Below are 19,107 nucleotides of genomic sequence, written 5' to 3'. Positions count from 1 at the left end.
ACAGTTGTTTTTTTGTAATTTCCATTTCCTAACGCACATACCTTATGCCTTCAGCCAAAAAAGAAATCATCAATTGTCATACGCATATTTTCACCCGCGACCATGTGCCTCCCTTTTTAGCCAAATCATTTGTGTTTTGGCCTTTCTATTATCTTATCAATCTACGATGGATCACTTCGGGCATTAAGAAATGGCTTCGCTTCAGCGGTCGGCAGAAATATGCCCCCAACTCGCTTTACAACCGCGTAAAAGACTTTATTCAAGCCATCAACAATCACATACTCTCGGGTATTCTTCTCAAAGTGTTGGCCTTTTGGCTATCCATTAATGCCTTCTTTGTTCTGGTTTCCTGGCTTTCGTCCATAAGCCCGGCAAGTAGCGGGTTCTTAGCACAAATCGAAAAGCTTCAGGCGCGTTTAGCCGAATGGTTTGTGGTATTAAAGCACCCCTCTGTGGTCTGGCAAATCAGTCTGGTAGTAATCGTTGTTTTTTTAATTCCTAATTCGCGCAAGATCATTTTTACACTGCTTAAGCTCATTTGGAGGTTCCTTCGGTTTATTCCCGGCAAACGCACTTTCGAATTATTGGAAAGATACTTGTTGCTGGGCCGGTTTGCCTTGTATAAAACGCAGAGCGGAGTGTTTACACGTCTAAAAAATCAATATCCTTCAGGAACCCGATTTGTAGTACTACCCATGGATATGAAATACATGGAAGCTGGAAAATTGCCCGCTCAAGGCGCTTTTAAACAACAAATGGCTGAGCTGGTAAAGTTGAAGAAAAGCAGTTCGGGGCAGTGGCTCGAGCCCTTTGTGTTCATAGACCCAAGAAGAATAAGAGAGGAAGGCGACTCATTCTTTAGCTATACCGTAGACAATGGAAAAGTAAACCTGAACGATTGTGCTATTAAAGAATACATAGAAACTCAAGGGTTCAGCGGATTTAAAATTTACCCTGCCTTGGGTTACTATCCTTTCGATGAAGACTTGTTGCCCTTATGGAAATATGCAGCCGACCGTGGGATTCCTATAATGACCCACGCTATAGCAGGCACAATTTTCTACAGAGGTAAAAAGAAAAAAGAATGGAATGAGCATCCGGTTTTTCAGGAGTCTGATGGCAAAGGAAATATGAGACCGCTGAGCCTTCCTGAAAAAAAGAACTACGATTTCAGTATCAATTTCACCCATCCGCTCAACTATCTGTGCCTGCTCAGCGAACCTCTGTTGAGAACATTGGTAGCCAAATCGACCAAACCTGTCCTTAAAGAGCTTTTTGGATATGTAGATGAGCAGACCCCATTGGCTCACCACCTTTCTCACCTAAAGGTATGCCTGGCTCACTTTGGAGGTGAAGAGGAATGGGTAAAGTATTTGGAATCGGACCGGTATTCTTTTTCGCAACAGTTAATTAAGGACAGAAGTAGGGGTATTGATTTTCGTCTCAACCAAAACTCAAGCATCAATTGGAACATCCTTTCGCAGGTATGGCGGTTTGTAGACTGGTATTCCATTATGTGCAGCCTTATGGTGCAATACCCCAATGTATATGCCGACATTAGCTATATACTGAGTAAGCCCAGAATACTTCCTCTTCTTAAGGAGACCATTAACCCTGATATAAATCCGCAGTTGAGCCAACGGGTATTATTTGGCACTGATTTTTACGTGGTGCGTAATCACTTTTCTGAAAAAGATTTGCTTGCGCAGTTAAGAGGGGGATTAACGGAGCTTGAATTCGACCGAATAGCGCGGGAAAATCCGGTGCATTATTTAAAAAAGTACTGAAGGCCTAAACTAAAGAAAAAGGGCAAAATAAGGACAAAAAAAAGAGGCTGCCCTACCCGACAGCCTCAAATTTTCACTCAGCTAACCACTCCATAGCCGTTTCATGATCTACGAACAAACGCATATCTCTATGGCCTGCACTTAGATTATGATTCTCCCACTGTTTGTATCCTTTTACATCTTCCCTAACCACAACTGCACGTTTGTAAAAAGATGACACTCCAAGCTGAGCAAGCTCTTGAGAAAGTTCACTCATATCGACTTCATCAGCCTTGAGGCTCGCCTCACGCAAATCAGTTATCACTCTATTCAACCCATTCTGATTTGCAATCTTCCCTACTTGTTCAAAGTACCTCTTGGCGATTTCTTTGGTCAGGTCTCCTTCAATTTTGCCGGAGACCAGCTTTAAACTATCAACCACTTCAACCTTAATCATCTCAAAGACCCTTCTCTCAAAAGCGGGTGCAAAATTAGTAAGAAAGACATCATAATCAAACCTTACTTCTTAAATATCAGATAGTTAACAATAATTTTATGCACCACGTTTTCCGGGAAAATATTCTATAGGAAAAAAGGTATTCCCCCTTCTTAATCAATGGCCATATGGGCCCGGGGGCAAATAAGATAGACCTGCCCCGAGACCAATTCATACCATTACAGCCTGGTTTCTTTGTTTGTACTGTACGCTCTCCTTTACAGTACGCGGCACATCATACAGCGCACACTACCACCACCAAACTTTTCTATAGTAGGAATCTGTACGGTTTGAATTTTAGAATGTGCCGACAGACACTGTATTTGAGCCTCTGTGAGGCTGTCATAGGCCGTTTGTGACATTACCAAAACGGACTCTCCCTGCTGGTTTTCAACCTCCAGCATGTTACCGGCAAATCCGTACATCTGATCCATGGTAATTTCAACCACCTCATGACCGGTTGTTTTAAGCGTTTGCAAGACATCAAAACGCTGGTCTTCTCTAATAGACTCTGCGCAAATAACGGCATACTTACTGGCTATGCACATAACCACATTGGTGTGGTATACTGGAACTCCCTCCTTATTAAAAGACTCAAAAAGGACAGGCTCATAACCGTTGAGCTCACAGAGCTTATTGAGAACGTCTTTATGCGTTCGCGAAGAAAGGCAAGCATAGGCCAGGTCGTTTTCATAATCTATGACCACGCTTCCCGTACTTTCCAAAAACTTATCTTCGGCCTCATATTTCGAAATGTCTATTACCTCCTTCACAGGTACTCCTGCCTCAGCTAACTCATCGAGCAAATCCATTCGTCTTTCCCATCGCCTGTTTTCGGCTAACATGGGATATAGAATTACACGACCATCGTGAAAGGAAACCCAGTTGTTCGGAAACACCGCATTTGGCTTTTTTGGCTCATCGGTATCGTCAATCACCACCACATCGATACCCGTAGCTCTTAGGGTTGCCACCGCACCATTAAATTCTTCTACGGCCTGACGTTGAATTGCATATTGTTGCTCTGCTCCTTCTGTTTGTTGAAATGAATTTGTTTCTGCGGTAGATGGATCGTAACCAAAATGTGCCGGTCGAACCATCATTATCTTAGCAGCCGCTTGCTTCATATATTTTCTATTTTAAAAATCGTTTACTCAAACCAAAGCCCAACAACAGGTTGGAAGCACTGTCCGAAAGCCCAGTACCTCCATAAACATCTATCTGCAAACTGGAGCTGAGCAAATAAGTAAGGCCGGCATCCATGGCATGTTCGCTTTGTCCGACCTTTGGAAATCCTCCATAAGATTCAATAAACACTCCCAATTTATCATTGAGCCCATAGGCAAACATGAGGGTGTAAAAGGTATTTCTGTTTTCAAAACCATTGTTGTGGGTCATTCCCAGGTTGGCCGAAAGAGCCAGCGACTCAGCCAGAGGGGCATCTACTGCCAGCCGTATATCGGTAAGAAGGCCACTTTGGGTTTCTTCAAAAATCCCGCCTCCGGCACTTACAATAAGCCCTATATCCGGTAGGGAAGAATTATCCTTAACCAATCCCACTTTGGCGCCAAACATGGTAGGAGCCACTTGGGCATCGTTCACAAAGAGAATATTACCATCAATTACCTGTCTTCTTTTACCTACTTCCTGGGAAAAGCGCAATTCAAACCGTTCAGAAACACCATAGCGTAGCAGAGTATTGTTTAGAGAGAAATACTGGTATTTACTATTGCCATTCGGTTGCATGGTGGCAACCGAATATTCCAGCAAATAAAACCCTGTTTCAACCTGAAATGCTCCCTTGGGAACAATGGCAGAAGAGGTGGTTTGGGTGGGCCTGTCTGTGTAAATATTCTGTGCTCTGGCCTGTACAACCAGTGCCATAAAACACAGCACACAAATGAATTGACTTACCTGTTTCATAAGCCACAAATGTATAAAATTAATGGGCCTTACGTAGTAGGTTGAGTAGCTCTTTTCTGGAGAGGTAGTTCCTTTTAATTGTCAAAAATTTGAACTCCATATCCAATATAGCTAGGGTTGGTGTAACAGGCTCTTCGCCCTCTTCGGCAAAAAGGTAGGCCATTTCATGAAAGCCCTTATTAGAAGCACCGTTAAATACCTTTCCATCAAAAACACACGGGTTTGGGTTTTCGATATCCAGTTTCACCGCATAGAATTTGTCGTTCAGTAATTGCTGTATCGCTGTATCGGTAAAAGCCTCTTTCTGCATTTTCTTACAGTAGGCACACCACTCGGCTTCAAGAAAAACCACGGTAGGTTTTGGGGCTTTGGTCAGGGCACTATCCAACTGTTCAAAATTCATCCAGTTGACCTGAGCCCAAACGGTCGTGCTACAGTACAACAAACACCCGATGAGCCCCGATTTAATCATTGTTGCTCAGTTTAAGACTGACAAAATAGGTTCTGGGACGTCCGGGGCCATAGATGTAGTCAGAATCTCTTGTGGGCCCGGTCTGAAAATCGGCCTGATAGCTATTGAAAAGGTTCTGAATACCCCCACTCAGTTCTATGTGCAGGTTCTTACCAATGTGAAAATGATGCGATGCCTTAAGGGTTGTATCCCAAAACCAACCGGAATTACGCAGCACCAGCACACCACTTTCTTGCAGTATTTCTGGCACCACCATGGGGCCCGTAACTACATTGGAAATAAAAAACTGCCAGTCTGTAGTTGTTTCATAAGTCAGGTTCCAAAAGCCGTATGCATTGGGCATACGGGTAAATCGTTGAGTTGTCACCAACTGCCCTTCTCCCGGGTTTTCCGGCTCATAAAGTACTTGCTCTTGTTCATAACGCGTTTTTTGGAGGGTAAAACCCGACTGAGCCACCCATCGGCTCGAAGGGGTATAGTTAAGTTCGAGGTTTAGTCCCTTTACCAAAGCCCCTTCACCATTTCTAACTTCTTCTATGATGGAACCATTGGGCAACTGACTCCCGGTATTTACCAAAACAAAGGGATTGTTGAGTTGGGTATAGAATCCTTGCAAGTTCAGCTCAAACTGCCGCTGCCCTTCTGCCCGGGTATAGCTCAACGAACCGGTGTAGGCATCGGAAGTTTCTTTTTCCAACCCGTTGGAGAGCAAAACGAATACGGGCTCTCCTCCGGCCGAAGCTATGTGCAAATCTTCATTAAACGCCTGAGGAGCTCTGAAGCCGCGAGCATAGCCCCCTCTAAACTGCCAATTGGAACTGAAAGAATAGAGCAGCGTAAATCGTGGGCTAATCACTCCAAAATCATTGTCAATAGTTCGATCAAAATCACCAACCTGATAGGTACCTTCTACCAAAGACCTATCGAAACGAGCCCCTGCCAGGGTCTTTAATTTTGAGTTGAGCTGCCACTCCCATTGTCCGTACCAGCCTATATTCTTCACCGACTGGTCCACCACACGGTTATAGCCGGGAATACCATCGTCTGTGGTGTTCTCCTGAAATTCAATACCTGAGGTGAATGAATGAGAGCCATCATTGGAATGAACCCATTGCAAGCCTGAAATCCAGCTCATATCATCGGTAATACCGTAAGCATTGGCAGCTAAAAGACTATCTTCAGGTGTTCTGGCTCCTCCCAACCCGCCATAATAGCTCCCTCTATCTGTTTGCTGCATGGAGGCATATAGCGAAAGCTTGTTTCTTTCACCAATAAACTGATCGATATTAAAGGCCCCCATCACTATTTCATGGTCGAGTTGCTCGGTAATATCAGTATACTCAGGCCTCAAATCCAGCCGGTTTCCTCCTCTTCTAAATTCATTGATGTAGTTAAAATCTACCGAGAGCTTTGTGTTTCGCCCCACCTTATAGAAGCTCTTTAGCCCTAGCGTTTCGGCTTGCAGATTCACCATTTCTGTAAAGCCATCGTTATTGGCATCGAAAGATTCACGACTGCGGCTGGTGGCAAAGCCTGTGATTCCGAAGTTCAAACTATTGGAAACATAGGAGCCGTTGACAGAGTGATTCCAGTCGCTGGCTCGTCCATCAATGGAAGCAAAACTACTTCTGGCCTCCCAGGTATTGAGAACCGGCTCTTTCGTAATAATATTGATTGTACCCGCAATGGCATTGGAACCATATAGTGCCGAACCTCCGCTCTTTACAACCTCTACCCGCTCGATCATATATGCCGGAATCATCTCCAAACCATATACCCCGATTAGCGCGCTGAACACCGGCCGACTGTTGACCAAAATTTGTGTGTAAGGCCCCTCCAATCCGTTCAACCGAACCTGGGTAAATCCGCAGTTCTGGCAATTGGTTTCAACTCTTACTCCCGACTGAAAATTGAGGCCATCGGCCAGCGATTGAGACTGGGTAGCATTGAACAATTTTTGACCGATTACACTCACCGCAACTGGTGCTGATTTTTTGTCTATTTCATAGCGACTGGCACTTACCACCACATCATCTAAACCCAGCACATCCAACTCTAAAACCAGCTCTATCTCCAGGGTCTCACCTTGCTTGAGATTAAGCTTTTTGAGTGTTCTTTTATAGCCCACAAATCGAACTTCCAGTGTGACTTGCAAGGCCTCGGCCACTTCAATCCGGAACCGCCCTTGAGCGTCAGTTACATCAGATATGTTACTCTGTTGAACAAATACAACTGCACCGGCTACAGGGCCATCGCCATCCACTACCTTTCCTTTTATCACAGATTGTGCCTGAATTTGGAAAGCACAAAAGAGTATCAGTACAACGTAAACAGCCTTCATCGCAGTAAAATATTTCGACAAAGTTAAACACTTCTAATCATAAGACTAAATAATACTTTACTTTATTCTAATTTTATTTTTAGACTAATCTAAATTATATTAATTAATTATTTTTAAATCAAACAGTTACCAAACTATTTATCATGTCTTTCTTTAAGTATTGAAACTACCTCATTTAGCGTATATCCTTTGGCCTCAAGGAGCATCATTAGGTGAAAAAGTAAGTCAGCCGACTCGTTTAGAAACAGCTTTTCATCATTATCTTTAGCCTCTATCACTACTTCTACCGCCTCTTCTCCTACCTTTTGAGCCACCTTATTTATTCCCTTTGAGAATAGTCTGGCCACGTAAGATTCATCGGTCGGCAGCTGCTTTCTCTCCTTTATAACCTGAGTGAGATAGGAAAGGAATTGGATGTTGTTCACATTGATTTCGTCCCAGCAGGTATCGGATCCTGTATGGCAGGTTGGCCCCTTTGGTTCTACCAAAACCAATAGAGAGTCGCTATCACAATCTACGGCCACAGACTTTAGTTGAAGGTAATTTTCAGAGGTCTCACCTTTAGTCCATAGGCGCTGTTTGCTCCTGCTAAAAAATGTAACTTTTCCGGTATGGAGAGTCTTCTCCAAAGCCTCCTTATTCATATAGCCGAGCATCAGTACTTTGGCCGTTTTAAGGTCTTGGATAATGGCCGGCACCAGCCCATTTTCCTTCTCAAAATCTACTTGATTTATGTCTGTTAGCTTCCTCATTGTTCTATTCTTACAGGGATGTTTTTCTCTTTTAAATATGTCTTCAACTCGGGCACTCCAATCTCCTTAAAGTGAAAGATACTAGCGGCCAGAGCAGCGTCTGCCTTGCCCTTCGAAAAGGCCTCAACAAAATGTTCCATAGTTCCTGCTCCACCCGAGGCTATTACGGGCACAGATACCATGGTTGAGATTTGGGCCGTCAGCTCATTCGCAAACCCGGCTTTGGTTCCATCATGATCCATGGAGGTTAACAAAATTTCACCGGCTCCCCTCTCCTCTACCTCTTTTGCCCAGGCAAGAGTCCTCAGTTCTGTGGGGGTTCTGCCACCCCTCACATGAACAATATGCTCTTCATTAAGCCAACGGGTATCTATGGCCACCACTACACATTGGCTACCAAACTCCTGAGCCAGTTCGTTGATCAGCCCCGGTTGTTTAACCGCAGATGAATTGATGCTGATTTTGTCTGCCCCGGCATTAAGCAAAGCCGACACATCTTCTTTTGAGCTAATGCCTCCTCCTACTGTAAATGGAATATTGATTTCTGCCGCCACCCGTTTTACCAGTTCCACCAGGGTTTTTCTCTTTTCTACCGTGGCGGTTATATCCAGAAAAACAAGTTCATCGGCACCTTCTAAGGCATACCTTGCCGCCAGTTCCACCGGGTCTCCGGCATCGCGCAAGCCCACAAAGTTGACTCCTTTTACCGTTCTGCCATCTTTGATATCGAGGCAGGGAATAATTCTTTTTGTTAGCATGATATAGATATACGATCTATGGTTTTCAGTTATAAAAGGCAGTTTTGCCTGTTCTACTTATTAAAGGCGGCTAGTTCATCCAGAGATATTCTCCCCTCATAATAGGCTTTGCCAACTATGGCACCATAAAGACCTGCTTCGCGGAGCTCATATAAATCGTTCAATTCGGCCACACCTCCACTAGCAATAAGTTTTAGCTGGGGAAACTCTTTAATTATCTTCTTATACAACTCGATTGAAGGTCCTTGAAGCATTCCATCTTTGCTCACATCAGTACAAATACAATACGTTACGCCTTTGGCTAAATACTGCTCTAAAAAGGGGAACAAATCGAGCCCCGAGTCTTCCTGCCAACCACTTATGGCTATTTTTTCATCGACTACATCCGCCCCCAGAATAACTTTTTCTGCACCATAGTGCTTCAGCCACGAGAAAACCATCTCCGGATCTTTGGCTGCAATGCTTCCGGCTGTTACCTGTTGTGCACCGGCTTTGAGTACAGCCTCAAGCGATTCGCCAGACTTCACTCCTCCTCCAAAGTCTACTCTTAACCGGGTTTTGGAAGAAATAACCTCTAAAACCTCCAGATTTTGAGGTTTTTGGGCTTTTGCACCATCCAAATCCACAAGGTGCAAATGAGTAATTCCGGCCTGCTCAAATCTTTGGGCTACCTCTAAGGGGCTATCTGAGTATTCTTTTTTCTGATTATAATCTCCTTTGGTAAGGCGAACGGCCTTGCCGGAGATAACATCTATTGCGGGTATTATTTTCAATGCTGAAATCTTTAGGGTTTATTCGTCAATGATTTTTTAGCCTGGCTGATACTGCAGACTCCTGAGAAACAAGCTCTTTTTGCCTCTCAATAACTATCGATTTGCGGTTTTTACTATCTCCCACAACTCCAAACTATCTCTCACAACTCCAAAAAGTTGCGTAGAATCTGCTCTCCAACTTTTCCACTTTTTTCGGGGTGCGCTTGCAAGGCATAGAAATTTTCTTTTTGCAAAGCGGCAGAAAAGCGGTTTACATAGTTCGTTTCTGCCACCGTATGATCACTCAGTTCGGCATAATAGCTATGTACATAGTACACAAAGGGCTCATCAGGCAAGCCCTTAAACAGGGGCGAATTCATTTGCTCCAAATTGTTCCAACCCATTTGTGGCACCTTCAGCTTTGGGGCAAACTTCTTCACCTGCACATCAAAAATACCCAGGCAATCGGTATTATTCTCTTCCGAATGCTTGCACATTAGCTGAAGCCCCAAACAGACTCCAAAAACAGGCTGTTTCAGATTCTTTATAACCACATCGAGCCCTTTCTTTCTCAGAAATTCCATGGCCGTGCTGGCTTCTCCCACCCCCGGAAAAATCACCTTTTCGGCTGACTGAAGCACTTCAGCCTGATCGGTAAGTACAGGCTCTACCCCCAAGCGTTGCAGGGCATAGGTTACTGACTGCACATTACCGGCATTGTAATTCACAATGGCTACACTCATATTCTTGAAATCTTTTAAGCTTAGGATACAACCGGTCTTTCCTTCAATCGTTTTTCAATCTTCTCTTTTATTTCAGGAATCGACTCGTAAAGCTGCTCATAAGAATCGATAATGAAGTAGTTTTCCTGCATTCGGTCTTTTCGGTAGCCCGTATCTAAAATATGATCTACATCGTAAGCAAAATGGTTAGGTTCATTAGACAAGGAATATTTGGTTTCTCCTGATGAAGACAAAATACCGGCTCCGTAGATACGTAGACCTTCCGCTTCTCTGATAAGGCCAAACTCAATCGTAAACCAGTAAATTCTAGAAAGCAAGTGAATAGCCCACTCGTCTTCAATCCACTCATGACCAAATTGGCTGATGGCCTGAAGAAAATCTACAAAGGCTTGATTAGTGAGCAAAGGAATATGAGCAAACACGTCATGAAACATATCTGGCTCTTCCAGGTAGTCCAATTGGCTCATTTTTCTAACCCACGTTGTAGCCGGAAACTTTTTGTTCGACATTAGCTCGAAAAACAAACCGTCTTCCACTATTCCCGGAACGGCATAGATTTCCCAACCGGTAAGTTGCCGCAAAATTTTGTTGGTATCATCAAAATTGGGAATGGCATCGGCTGTAAAGTTTACCTTATCGAGGCCCAACAGAAACTCCTTAGTGGCCGCTTTGGGCAACTCAGGAAATTGCCTGTCGAACAGAATCTTCCATACTTTCTGGTCTTCTGCTGTGTAATTTTCGTAAATCTGTTTCATATGGTTTTCTAAGTTTTAAGCACAAAAAAAACCCGGCTCTTGCGGAACCGGGTTTATCTATTTTCAATGAGTTTAAATCAATCAAAACATAAAACTACCGTTCCGCGCTGGCGTAGCATGGTAATAGTGGTAGTAATATGCGTTTGCGAATAACATGGCTACAAAAGTAGCTTATCCATTTTTAGGCGCAAGTTATTTCTCACTTTTTACATCAAAACATACATAAATAGGACAGCCGGTTGACTTTTGAACCCGCTATAAAAAAGTTCGCTATCTTAGTAACTACAAACTACTCATGAAAAATTACGCCTTTATACTGCTAGTAATCAGCATATTAGGATGCAACCAAAGCATAGACATTGACCCGGACACAGGCTTTGAAGTGTTTACCATTCCTGAAGGGTCTCACAGTTCTATTTTCCGAAACGAACCTTTTTCAGGCAATGGCATATCGGTAACAGCTCTTTTCGATGAAAGCGCCCGATACACTTTAGAAGTTGCTTCCGATCAGGCCGACATTAATAAACTGGTAGGGTTTTCGGATTGTGGTCAGGATCATCAGAGCGAAAGCGCCCGCATTGGTTGGCGCTGGTTTAATGACGAGCTGCAAATACTCGCCTATACTTACCGGGAAGGGCAACTTAGCTTTGAAATGATGGGTACGGCAAAAATTAATGAGTCCCTAAGCCTCCGAATAAAGATTGCTACCGACCATTATGAGTATTCTGGAGATGGAATGAATACCATTCGCATGCCGCGCACCGACAACTGTGAAAGTGGTGAGAACTACTGGCTATGGCCTTATTTTGGAGGAAATCAGCCAGCCCCACACGACATTACCATTCGACTAACCCGAGAAGTCATCGATTAATTTTCAAACTCTTTCATTTGTCTTCACATATGGTGACCATATTTTTCTAAGTTGAATTGTGAAAACTCAACTGAACCTTGCTTGCTCCCCTCCATTCGATTTTAATAAGTGCTTAAACGCCTTGTACAGAAGCACAGATGAAATACTTTATCAGGTTATTGATGGTTCGGTGTTTCGGCTAATTAAACTGGAAAATGAGTACATACCTGTAGCTCTGACTGGCAGGGGCAATGAAATCATCATCGAAACTCCTCAAAGCCTCACTCCCCATCAAACAGAACAACTAAAGCAGTACGTAGGCCGATGGTTCGATGCAGACCGAGACCTGAAACCTTTTTACGCACTAGTGGAAAGCCACCCAAAACTAGCCCATCTGAGCAGTCAACTGCATGGTTTGCGCATAATGGGCATACCCGATTTGTTCGAAGCCTTATGCTGGAGTATTATAGGGCAACAAATCAACCTCTCTTTTGCACATAAACTCAAACGAAGATTGGTTGAGCTTTATGGCGAAAAGTTAACATGGAAGGAAATGGATCTTTACCACTTCCCTAGCCCCGAAAAAATGTTGACCATAGATGAGGAATACCTCCACAACCATCAGCAATTTTCGCGAAGCAAACTGAAGTACCTAAAAAACGTGGCTCAAGCTTTTGTTTCGGGCAACATTAGCCATCAACGTTTGCTGACTTTACCCGATTTTGAGAGCAAACAAGCGCTGCTTACTTCAGTAAAGGGTATTGGCGTTTGGTCGGCCAACTATGCCTTAATGAAGTCGTTTGGTGCCCCTAAAGCCATTCCTTTTGGTGACACTGGCCTTACACAGGCGCTCTTTAACCTGGGGCTTATCGATGACCGGAAAAACGAAGACGCTATTAGAGCCTTTTTTAAAACCATGCCCGGTTGGGAGGCGTATACGGTTTTTTACCTGTGGAACAGTCTTTCATCCTAATGCCAGAACAAAAGTTTATAGGCTACTCGGTTCTCAAAGTTTCTGCCGGATTCATATTTCTCACTCTTCTTATCTGAAGATTGAAAGTAAAAAGGGTGACTGAAAGCAGAATAAAAACCGCTACTGCCAGAGGTCCCACTCCTATGCCGGGAGCATAGGCATATACATTATCTACCAACGCACCCACCAGCAATACCGCCAAAGGACAACCAACCAATATCGCAAGCAGTAGCACAAAACGGAATTTTAAAACAATGGCTTTAGCCAAGTTGAATGAAGAAGCGCCCAGCACCTTTCGAATACCATAGTCCTTAATCTGACTGGATATGTTGATGCTCACCAAGCCATAGAGCCCCATGGCAGCCAGCAAAATGGCTATACTGGCCGTAAAGATCATAATGTTTCCTATTCCTCGGGTTTCGTCATAGAACCCTTCAAACATCAATTCCTGAATGCCTACATACACAGACTTCTCTTCTACCATAGCCTGTAGTTTTTCTTCCAATCGACCTCGGTGTTCAAAGATGTTGCCCTCTCTCATTTCAACAAGGTAGGAAGTGTATAGATTAGCCGGAATTGCGCGCATTGCAGCGCCCCTAATCTCCATTCCGGGATTCCAATAATGGTAGTCTTCCACAACACCAATTATGGAATATTCAACCGAATCCTGAACTACTGTTGTACCATCCGGATCGAAAGTGAGCTGCAGGTCTTCTAAAAACGATTGATTAACAATGAGCATCTTCCGAAAATCGCTCTCCAGGTTCTCATCGAACAGTCTGCCTTCAACCAACTTAAGCCCTAGTACTTCCGGATAATTACGACCTACTTCAAACAGTTCGGCATAGGTTTTTACCTCACCGTTTTTAAACTGAACACCATTCAGAGACTGCCCAATATTAGATCGTGTACCTGCTATTACTTCCACGCTTGGGTCGGCCAATAACACATCTCGGAAAGCATCTCTGTAATCACTTTCCGGAATACCAATTACCAACTTGTTGTGCTGGTCGTAACCCCATTCTATGGACTCATTGACTTGGTTGGCATACACAAACATAACGGCCGCAACAATGGTAACCATTGCCAAAATCATCTGGAAAGTAAGAAAAACACTACTGAGAATGCGCCTTCCTCCTCTTTGAGTAGCCTTCCTCAAAATAGAAATGGGCTTATATGACGAAGCCACAACGGCAGGATAAAGACCTGAAGCCAGGCTTATGAACAACAACAGGGCAGCAAGGAACATTAAAAAGTTCTGGTGCGACAGCAAATTGAGCTGAAAACTAACACCTGCTATTTCATTGAAACCAGGTAAAAACAACCCTTGGGCCAGCAAAAGTCCCACGAACATGGAGAGCAAGCACAGCAACAGGTTTTCGCAAAGAAACTGAATGATAAGTTGTCTTCTGGGGCTACCCACAACCTTTCTTACCCCAATCTCTTTTAGCCTCTTCATTATCATGGCCAGTGAAATATTGACGTAGTTGAGCGTAGAGAGCAGCAACATAAATACAGCAATGGCAGAAAGAGTAAGAATAGGAGCTTTGTTGGGTGCGGAACCAATACTATTACTCATTTCGTAGGCATTGTTGGCCATAGTAGTTATTGGCTCTAACTCAAAATTACTATATGCCCCATCTTCATTGTCTTTGTTGTAAATAGGCAAAAGCTTGTCCATAGACTCCAACAATAACTCTGGTTGGATACCCGCCTGCCGCTGAATAAAGAAATTAGTACTCCAGTCATCCTGCCCTAGTTTAGACAAGTGTTGCTCAAAGTGCTGGTAGTTGACCAGAATACCCAACTGAAGGCTTCCGTTGTGGGGTTTATCTTTGTATACAGCCCCCACCGAAAACACCTTCCACTCTTCTCCAATTTTCAGCTCTATGGACTGATCCAGAGCCGACTGCTCCCCAAAAAGCCGGATGGCCGTACTCTCATCAATCACTACTTGATCGGCCGAATTGAGCGTTTTGGGATTTCCGGCCTGAAGCTCAAAAGTAAACATCTCTAAATAGGCCGGATCTACGAAGTGGGTAAGATTATAAGTGATGTGTTTATTCACCCGTGCTTCTAACTGCAGACGGTTGTAGCGGGTAGAAGCCTTTATGCCAGGAACCGATTCAAGAATTTCTCTTGTCAATTCATTGTTGGTAGCTCCGTTTCTACCCTTATTAGATTCTAGTTCCTCCCAGTGTGTAACCAGAAAGAGGTCTTCCTTATTCTTATGAAAATTATCCTTTACATAGCTGAATTCCACAAACTTAAAAGCCACAATGGAACAGCCCACAGCAATGGAAAGACCGATAATATTAATAGCACTAGGCATTCGCTGCTTCCACAGGTTCCGGACACCTATTTTAAAATAGTTCTTAAACATTCCGATTTGATTTAGTTTTTGACCTTGTTTTCTTGTTCGTCTGATGTTAGACCAGCGGAATAGTCGGATTACATCCCAGATAAATGACCATTTTGCATGAGAATAGCCCTTTTCTTCCACCCGCCAATAGAAGAGTTCGTGTACATCGCCTTGCAACTGCTCGAGTAAATCGGGATTACAAAAGAGGCCGAGAAACCAATCGGCCCAACGTGGCGGACTGTGCTTGAACCGTTTACTCATGCAAAAAATGAATAGGCAAAATCGGTAGGCAGTTGTTTATAGAGCTGGTCTCTCTGATGTTTTACTTCATCGAGCATTGCTTTACCTGCCGCAGTAAGGTGGTAATAGCGTTTTCGCCTCCCACCGCGTTCTTCGGTGGCTCCCCCCATATCTGAATAAAGCCAACCTTTATCTTCCAGCCTGTTAAGCACGGCATGTATAGCACTAATATTCAGCTCTCTACCCGTCTGTTCCTTCATTTCTTTCAAAACCGAAACAGCGTAGGCTTCATCGCGCAAAATACCCACCAAAAGCAGTATAAGCTCTTCCAGTTCTCCGATGTAATTTCCTTTTCCTTTCATTATAAAACATCTACAAACATAGAACAAATATATTATCTCTATACTTGTAGAACAAATATTCGTGCGAATATAATAGCCCGAGATTTTGACCGAATCCCAAGGCACAGAACCATGCCTACCTATATTTTGCTAAATTTCAGGGCAACCACTACCGGCCAATGAATACAGGAGCAAATACCATAAGCAGAATAGTAGAACAGCAAAGAGTTTATTTCGCCAGCGGCCACACGCGCAGCGTAGAATCGAGACTTGCAAAACTCCGATTACTCAAAACCACCATTCTAAAACACGAACCCGATATTCTCGCAGCGCTGCACAAAGACCTTAGCAAATCCTCGCAAGAAGGCCTTATTACAGAAATTGGACTGGTTATTAAGGAAATAGACTATCATATCAAACACCTGCGCAAATGGAGCAAGGCCAGGCGTGTAAGCACCCCTATCTATCTACTCCCCTCTTCCAGCTACACCCGCTACGAACCCATGGGGGTTGTTTTAATCATCGCTCCCTGGAATTATCCTTTTCAGCTCTTAATGACCCCACTTGTTGGTGCCGTTTCTGCCGGCAACTGTGTGGTGCTTAAACCTTCTGAATTCTGTGTGCACACCAACAAGGTTATGAATACTATTACAGACGAGGTATTCGCAAAAGACCATGTAGCAATGGTACACGGTGGCAAAGAGACTAATCAGGCTTTGTTGGCCCAGAAATTCGACAAAATATTTTTTACAGGAAGCTCAAGGCTCGGAAAAATCGTAATGCAGGCTGCAGCCAATACTCTAACCCCTGTAGTGCTTGAGTTGGGCGGGAAAAGTCCCTGCGTAGTAGACCATTCGGCCAAAGTAAATCTTGCGGCAAAACGTATTGCCTGGGGCAAAACAGTCAATCTGGGTCAGACTTGTATTGCTCCTGACTACCTGCTCGTGCATGAGAGCATTAAAGACGAGTTGGTTGAAGGTATCAGGTATTACTGGAAAAGCTTTTTTGGTGAACAACCGGAAGAAAGCAACTACCTGGCCCGTATGATTACCCCCGAAGCCTTCGATCGTGTAGCCAATTACCTCAATCAGGGGAAAGTTCTGTATGGAGGAAATGTAAATAGGGAAAGCAAATTCATCAGCCCTACACTTTTAGAGGTTGCAGAGGCTGATGCTCCCGTAATGCAGGAAGAAATTTTTGGCCCAATACTTCCTGTAATTACTTATAGTCAGATTCAGGAAGCGATTGACTTTATTAACTCGCGAGACAAACCTTTGGCCGCTTACTACTTTGGCGATTCGGCAACCAACAAGCAATTACTTCGCGAGACCACTTCAGGCGGTGCCTGCCTAAACGACACACTCATTCATATATCTAACCACTCTCTACCTTTTGGAGGTGTTGGAATAAGCGGAATGGGGCACTACCACGGAAAACACAGTTATGAAACTTTTTCCCATGTACGCTCCTTTATGAAGTCACCTACTTGGATAGATTTACCTTTCCGATACCCTCCGTTTCGCTATTTTCGATGGGTGAGGAAACTCTTGACTTAAGTTGCCATATATGTTGAAACAATTTGGAGGCCGGTTGACCACCGAACTGAAAAATCAGTACGCCCAATCGAACCATTGGCTCAATGGCCGATTTCAAAACCTTGAAGAAACCAGTATGAATATTGACTGGCGTACGTTGCCGGTAATCCTTTACAAACAATTTTTTAAAACCAAAGGCAGAGTACCGAAACAGCCTCTCCCTATACCGCCTTTCAATAGAGAGATGTTTTTTGCCGAACCTTCAAAAGCACAAATGGTGTGGTATGGTCATTCGGCTATTCTGATGCGCATTATGGGTAAGACTATCCTGATTGACCCAATGCTGGGGGCTGATGCTTCGCCCATTGCGCCATTCAAAACCAAACGCTTTTCACCAGACACCCTCAAACTGGTCGATGATTTTCCGACCATAGACCTGATGCTACTTAGCCATGATCACTATGACCACTTGGATCTGGCAACCCTGCAAAAGCTTAAACCTAAAATCAGGCAATATTATGTAGCTCTGGGCTGTGCAAGACATCTGAAACACTGGGGCATTTCTGAGTCGAACATCAAAGAATTCGATTGGTGGCAACATTCGGTTTTTGAGGGTATTGAAATAACCTTTACTCCTTCGCGGCATTTTTCCGGCCGAGGCCTTACCGATCGTTCCCAGTCGCTCTGGGGTGGTTGGGCTATTAAAACGCCTCATGAAAACATTTACTTTAGTGGTGATGGCGGTTATGGAAAGCATTTCAAACAGGTAGGAGATCGTCTTGGCCCCTTCGATTTTGGGTTTATGGAATGCGGCCAATACAACGAAAACTGGCATCAAATACACATGTTTCCACAAGAAGCGGTGCTAGCTGCAAAGGAGGCAAAGGTTTCTAAAGCCATGCCCGTACACTGGGGTGCTTTTGCCTTGGCACAACACAGCTGGACCGAACCTGCCGAGCAGTTTGTGGCCGTAGGCCGCAAAGACAACCTAATGGTAACCGCACCACCTCCGGGGCAAATTTTCGGTGTAACAGACACCCATGATGATGCCTGGTGGGCCGATCACGTATAAATCAACGCACTGACTATCAATATCTTTTGACTCGTTACTCATATTTTAATAAATTAAGAGGGTTACTTATTTAGATCACATAAACTAAATAGCTCACTTAAGCTACAAGCTGTGCCTTCACAGCACTTTGTAAAAGCCATTTGTGAAGACACAATTAGTGGCAAAGTGTCAAAACATACGTCATGCGGACTTATGTAAGTAACCCTAACTCTATAAATTAAAACATGCAGAAGATAGCTCTATCCATTTGTCTGTTGGTATTGACGGTTATGCTCAGCCTGGCTCAAGAAGGTCAGGTAAGCGGTAAGGTCTTCGCTTTTAAGGACACCCCTGTTGCCAACATTAAAGTCACCGCCAAGAAGTCTAAAAAAACTACCACCACAAATATGAGAGGTGAATTCAGTTTAGAATGCAAAGCAGACGATAAGCTGGTTTTTGAAGGCTCAGGATTTAAAAAACTGGTGAAGCGGGTTACTGCCGGAGAACAGCTTAATATAAAAATGCTCTTTCTGGAAGGTGAACGGAATGCCGAAGTGGCTATTGGTTCGGGACATCTTACCCGAGAGTCACTGACTTACGCCACCAGTAATTTTTTGGAATACAACAATGACTACCACACTTATCCCGACATTTTCACGCTGATCGCTGGTAAATTCCCGGGCGTACGTATTGAAAACGTATTGGGTGAGAAACGCATAATCATCAGAGACATTCAGTACTTCAGCAACGATGGCAACAACACCGCCCTATATCTGGTAGACGGGCAAATATGGCAAGACATTTCGGTGCTACGACCCGAAGAAATTAAGGCCATAAATGTGATGAAAGATGGAGCTCCTATGGGCTTTAGAGGCGCCAATGGAGTAGTACTCATTACCACAGTAGATGAATACGGTAAGGTTAAATTTCCTGAAAGGGATAACGATTAAAGGTTCCACTCCTGAATAAAAAAAATCTCCACCGATTAGCTAACCCG

General features: G+C 43.8%; 18 protein-coding genes. 6 read left to right on the top strand and 12 right to left on the bottom strand.

Features of this window, described 5'->3' with window-relative positions:
* The first annotated feature begins 44 nt into the window (after positions 1-44).
* Positions 45-1,787: an amidohydrolase family protein gene (locus IE164_RS08175; RefSeq protein WP_189629722.1), complete on the top strand. Its 1,743-nt coding sequence runs from the start codon at positions 45-47 to the stop codon at positions 1,785-1,787.
* A 73-nt stretch (positions 1,788-1,860) separates the two neighbouring features.
* Here the strand turns inward: IE164_RS08175 and IE164_RS08170 are convergent, their stop codons facing one another.
* The 10 genes from IE164_RS08170 to IE164_RS08125 all read right to left on the bottom strand — a co-directional run bounded on the left by IE164_RS08170 (position 1,861) and on the right by IE164_RS08125 (position 10,758).
* Positions 1,861-2,223 (bottom strand): STAS/SEC14 domain-containing protein, encoded by a 363-nt coding sequence (locus IE164_RS08170; RefSeq protein WP_189629721.1) that lies wholly within the window; start codon positions 2,221-2,223, stop codon positions 1,861-1,863.
* A 257-nt stretch (positions 2,224-2,480) separates the two neighbouring features.
* Entirely contained in the window at positions 2,481-3,389 is a 909-nt protein-coding gene (gene ctlX / locus IE164_RS08165) for a citrulline utilization hydrolase CtlX (protein ID WP_229838584.1), read from the bottom strand.
* A gap of 7 nt (positions 3,390-3,396) precedes the next feature.
* On the bottom strand, positions 3,397-4,185 hold the full coding sequence (locus IE164_RS08160; protein WP_189629720.1) for a transporter: 789 nt from the start codon (positions 4,183-4,185) through the stop codon (positions 3,397-3,399).
* Positions 4,186-4,204: 19 nt separating this feature from the next.
* Positions 4,205-4,657, bottom strand: coding sequence for a thioredoxin family protein (locus tag IE164_RS08155; protein WP_189629719.1), 453 nt, complete (start codon positions 4,655-4,657; stop codon positions 4,205-4,207).
* Positions 4,650-6,998 carry a TonB-dependent receptor gene (locus tag IE164_RS08150; RefSeq protein WP_189630059.1) on the bottom strand — a complete coding sequence of 783 codons (2,349 nt, stop codon included), beginning with the start codon at positions 6,996-6,998 and terminating at the stop codon, positions 4,650-4,652. The genes IE164_RS08155 and IE164_RS08150 overlap by 8 nt, the downstream gene beginning before the upstream one ends.
* Positions 6,999-7,132: 134 nt before the next feature.
* Positions 7,133-7,750, bottom strand: a complete 618-nt coding sequence (gene hisIE, locus IE164_RS08145) for a bifunctional phosphoribosyl-AMP cyclohydrolase/phosphoribosyl-ATP diphosphatase HisIE (protein ID WP_189629718.1) — start codon at positions 7,748-7,750, stop codon at positions 7,133-7,135.
* Complete coding sequence (gene hisF, locus IE164_RS08140) at positions 7,747-8,508, bottom strand: imidazole glycerol phosphate synthase subunit HisF (RefSeq protein WP_189629717.1); 762 nt, start codon at positions 8,506-8,508, stop codon at positions 7,747-7,749. The genes hisIE and hisF overlap by 4 nt, the downstream gene beginning before the upstream one ends.
* 53 nt (positions 8,509-8,561) lie before the next feature.
* Positions 8,562-9,281, bottom strand: a complete 720-nt coding sequence (hisA, locus tag IE164_RS08135; RefSeq protein ID WP_189629716.1) for a 1-(5-phosphoribosyl)-5-[(5-phosphoribosylamino)methylideneamino]imidazole-4-carboxamide isomerase — start codon at positions 9,279-9,281, stop codon at positions 8,562-8,564.
* Between the two features lie 140 nt (positions 9,282-9,421).
* Positions 9,422-10,003, bottom strand: a complete 582-nt coding sequence (hisH, locus tag IE164_RS08130; protein ID WP_189629715.1) for an imidazole glycerol phosphate synthase subunit HisH — start codon at positions 10,001-10,003, stop codon at positions 9,422-9,424.
* 20 nt (positions 10,004-10,023) lie between these two features.
* On the bottom strand, positions 10,024-10,758 hold the full coding sequence (locus IE164_RS08125; RefSeq protein WP_189629714.1) for a phenylalanine 4-monooxygenase: 735 nt from the start codon (positions 10,756-10,758) through the stop codon (positions 10,024-10,026).
* A gap of 295 nt (positions 10,759-11,053) precedes the next feature.
* Here IE164_RS08125 and IE164_RS08120 point away from each other — a divergent pair, with 295 nt between their 5' ends.
* Together IE164_RS08120 and IE164_RS08115 are read left to right on the top strand one after the other, a co-directional pair.
* Positions 11,054-11,629, top strand: coding sequence for a hypothetical protein (locus IE164_RS08120; protein WP_189629713.1), 576 nt, complete (start codon positions 11,054-11,056; stop codon positions 11,627-11,629).
* Between the two features lie 58 nt (positions 11,630-11,687).
* Positions 11,688-12,581 carry a DNA-3-methyladenine glycosylase family protein gene (locus IE164_RS08115; protein WP_229838583.1) on the top strand — a complete coding sequence of 298 codons (894 nt, stop codon included), beginning with the start codon at positions 11,688-11,690 and terminating at the stop codon, positions 12,579-12,581.
* 22 nt (positions 12,582-12,603) lie between these two features.
* On the opposite strand, the gene IE164_RS08110 is transcribed toward IE164_RS08115, so the two are convergent.
* Both IE164_RS08110 and IE164_RS08105 read right to left on the bottom strand, forming a co-directional pair.
* Complete coding sequence (locus IE164_RS08110; protein WP_189629711.1) at positions 12,604-15,204, bottom strand: ABC transporter permease; 2,601 nt, start codon at positions 15,202-15,204, stop codon at positions 12,604-12,606.
* Positions 15,201-15,545: a PadR family transcriptional regulator gene (locus IE164_RS08105; RefSeq protein WP_189629710.1), complete on the bottom strand. Its 345-nt coding sequence runs from the start codon at positions 15,543-15,545 to the stop codon at positions 15,201-15,203. The genes IE164_RS08110 and IE164_RS08105 overlap by 4 nt, the downstream gene beginning before the upstream one ends.
* A 158-nt stretch (positions 15,546-15,703) precedes the next feature.
* On the opposite strand from IE164_RS08105, the gene IE164_RS08100 reads away from it, so the two are divergent.
* From IE164_RS08100 to IE164_RS08090, 3 genes are all read left to right on the top strand, one after another.
* A complete protein-coding gene (locus IE164_RS08100) occupies positions 15,704-17,080 on the top strand; it encodes an aldehyde dehydrogenase (RefSeq protein WP_189629709.1) in 1,377 nt (458 codons plus the stop codon).
* Positions 17,081-17,090: 10 nt separating this feature from the next.
* On the top strand, positions 17,091-18,131 hold the full coding sequence (locus IE164_RS08095; protein ID WP_189629708.1) for an MBL fold metallo-hydrolase: 1,041 nt from the start codon (positions 17,091-17,093) through the stop codon (positions 18,129-18,131).
* 224 nt (positions 18,132-18,355) lie between these two features.
* Positions 18,356-19,060 carry a carboxypeptidase-like regulatory domain-containing protein gene (locus IE164_RS08090; RefSeq protein WP_189629707.1) on the top strand — a complete coding sequence of 235 codons (705 nt, stop codon included), beginning with the start codon at positions 18,356-18,358 and terminating at the stop codon, positions 19,058-19,060.
* Positions 19,061-19,107: the final 47 nt, after the last annotated feature.

The organism is Roseivirga thermotolerans, assembly GCF_014653175.1.
Lineage (GTDB): Bacteria > Bacteroidota > Bacteroidia > Cytophagales > Cyclobacteriaceae > Roseivirga > Roseivirga thermotolerans.
The sequence above is the reverse complement of the archived record's forward strand: the minus strand, read 5'-3'. Positions and strand labels throughout refer to the sequence as shown.

Excerpts from the sequence above, each read along its gene's own strand:
- IE164_RS08175 (WP_189629722.1), top strand. The coding sequence starts at position 45 with ATGCCTTCAGCCAAAAAAGAAATCATCAATTGTCATACGCATATTTTC.
- IE164_RS08170 (WP_189629721.1), bottom strand. The coding sequence starts at position 2,223 with ATGATTAAGGTTGAAGTGGTTGATAGTTTAAAGCTGGTCTCCGGCAAA.
- ctlX (WP_229838584.1), bottom strand. The coding sequence starts at position 3,389 with ATGAAGCAAGCGGCTGCTAAGATAATGATGGTTCGACCGGCACATTTT.
- IE164_RS08160 (WP_189629720.1), bottom strand. The coding sequence starts at position 4,185 with ATGAAACAGGTAAGTCAATTCATTTGTGTGCTGTGTTTTATGGCACTG.
- IE164_RS08155 (WP_189629719.1), bottom strand. The coding sequence starts at position 4,657 with ATGATTAAATCGGGGCTCATCGGGTGTTTGTTGTACTGTAGCACGACC.
- IE164_RS08150 (WP_189630059.1), bottom strand. The coding sequence starts at position 6,998 with ATGAAGGCTGTTTACGTTGTACTGATACTCTTTTGTGCTTTCCAAATT.
- hisIE (WP_189629718.1), bottom strand. The coding sequence starts at position 7,750 with ATGAGGAAGCTAACAGACATAAATCAAGTAGATTTTGAGAAGGAAAAT.
- hisF (WP_189629717.1), bottom strand. The coding sequence starts at position 8,508 with ATGCTAACAAAAAGAATTATTCCCTGCCTCGATATCAAAGATGGCAGA.
- hisH (WP_189629715.1), bottom strand. The coding sequence starts at position 10,003 with ATGAGTGTAGCCATTGTGAATTACAATGCCGGTAATGTGCAGTCAGTA.
- IE164_RS08125 (WP_189629714.1), bottom strand. The coding sequence starts at position 10,758 with ATGAAACAGATTTACGAAAATTACACAGCAGAAGACCAGAAAGTATGG.
- IE164_RS08120 (WP_189629713.1), top strand. The coding sequence starts at position 11,054 with ATGAAAAATTACGCCTTTATACTGCTAGTAATCAGCATATTAGGATGC.
- IE164_RS08110 (WP_189629711.1), bottom strand. The coding sequence starts at position 15,204 with ATGAGTAAACGGTTCAAGCACAGTCCGCCACGTTGGGCCGATTGGTTT.
- IE164_RS08105 (WP_189629710.1), bottom strand. The coding sequence starts at position 15,545 with ATGAAAGGAAAAGGAAATTACATCGGAGAACTGGAAGAGCTTATACTG.
- IE164_RS08100 (WP_189629709.1), top strand. The coding sequence starts at position 15,704 with ATGAATACAGGAGCAAATACCATAAGCAGAATAGTAGAACAGCAAAGA.
- IE164_RS08095 (WP_189629708.1), top strand. The coding sequence starts at position 17,091 with ATGTTGAAACAATTTGGAGGCCGGTTGACCACCGAACTGAAAAATCAG.
- IE164_RS08090 (WP_189629707.1), top strand. The coding sequence starts at position 18,356 with ATGCAGAAGATAGCTCTATCCATTTGTCTGTTGGTATTGACGGTTATG.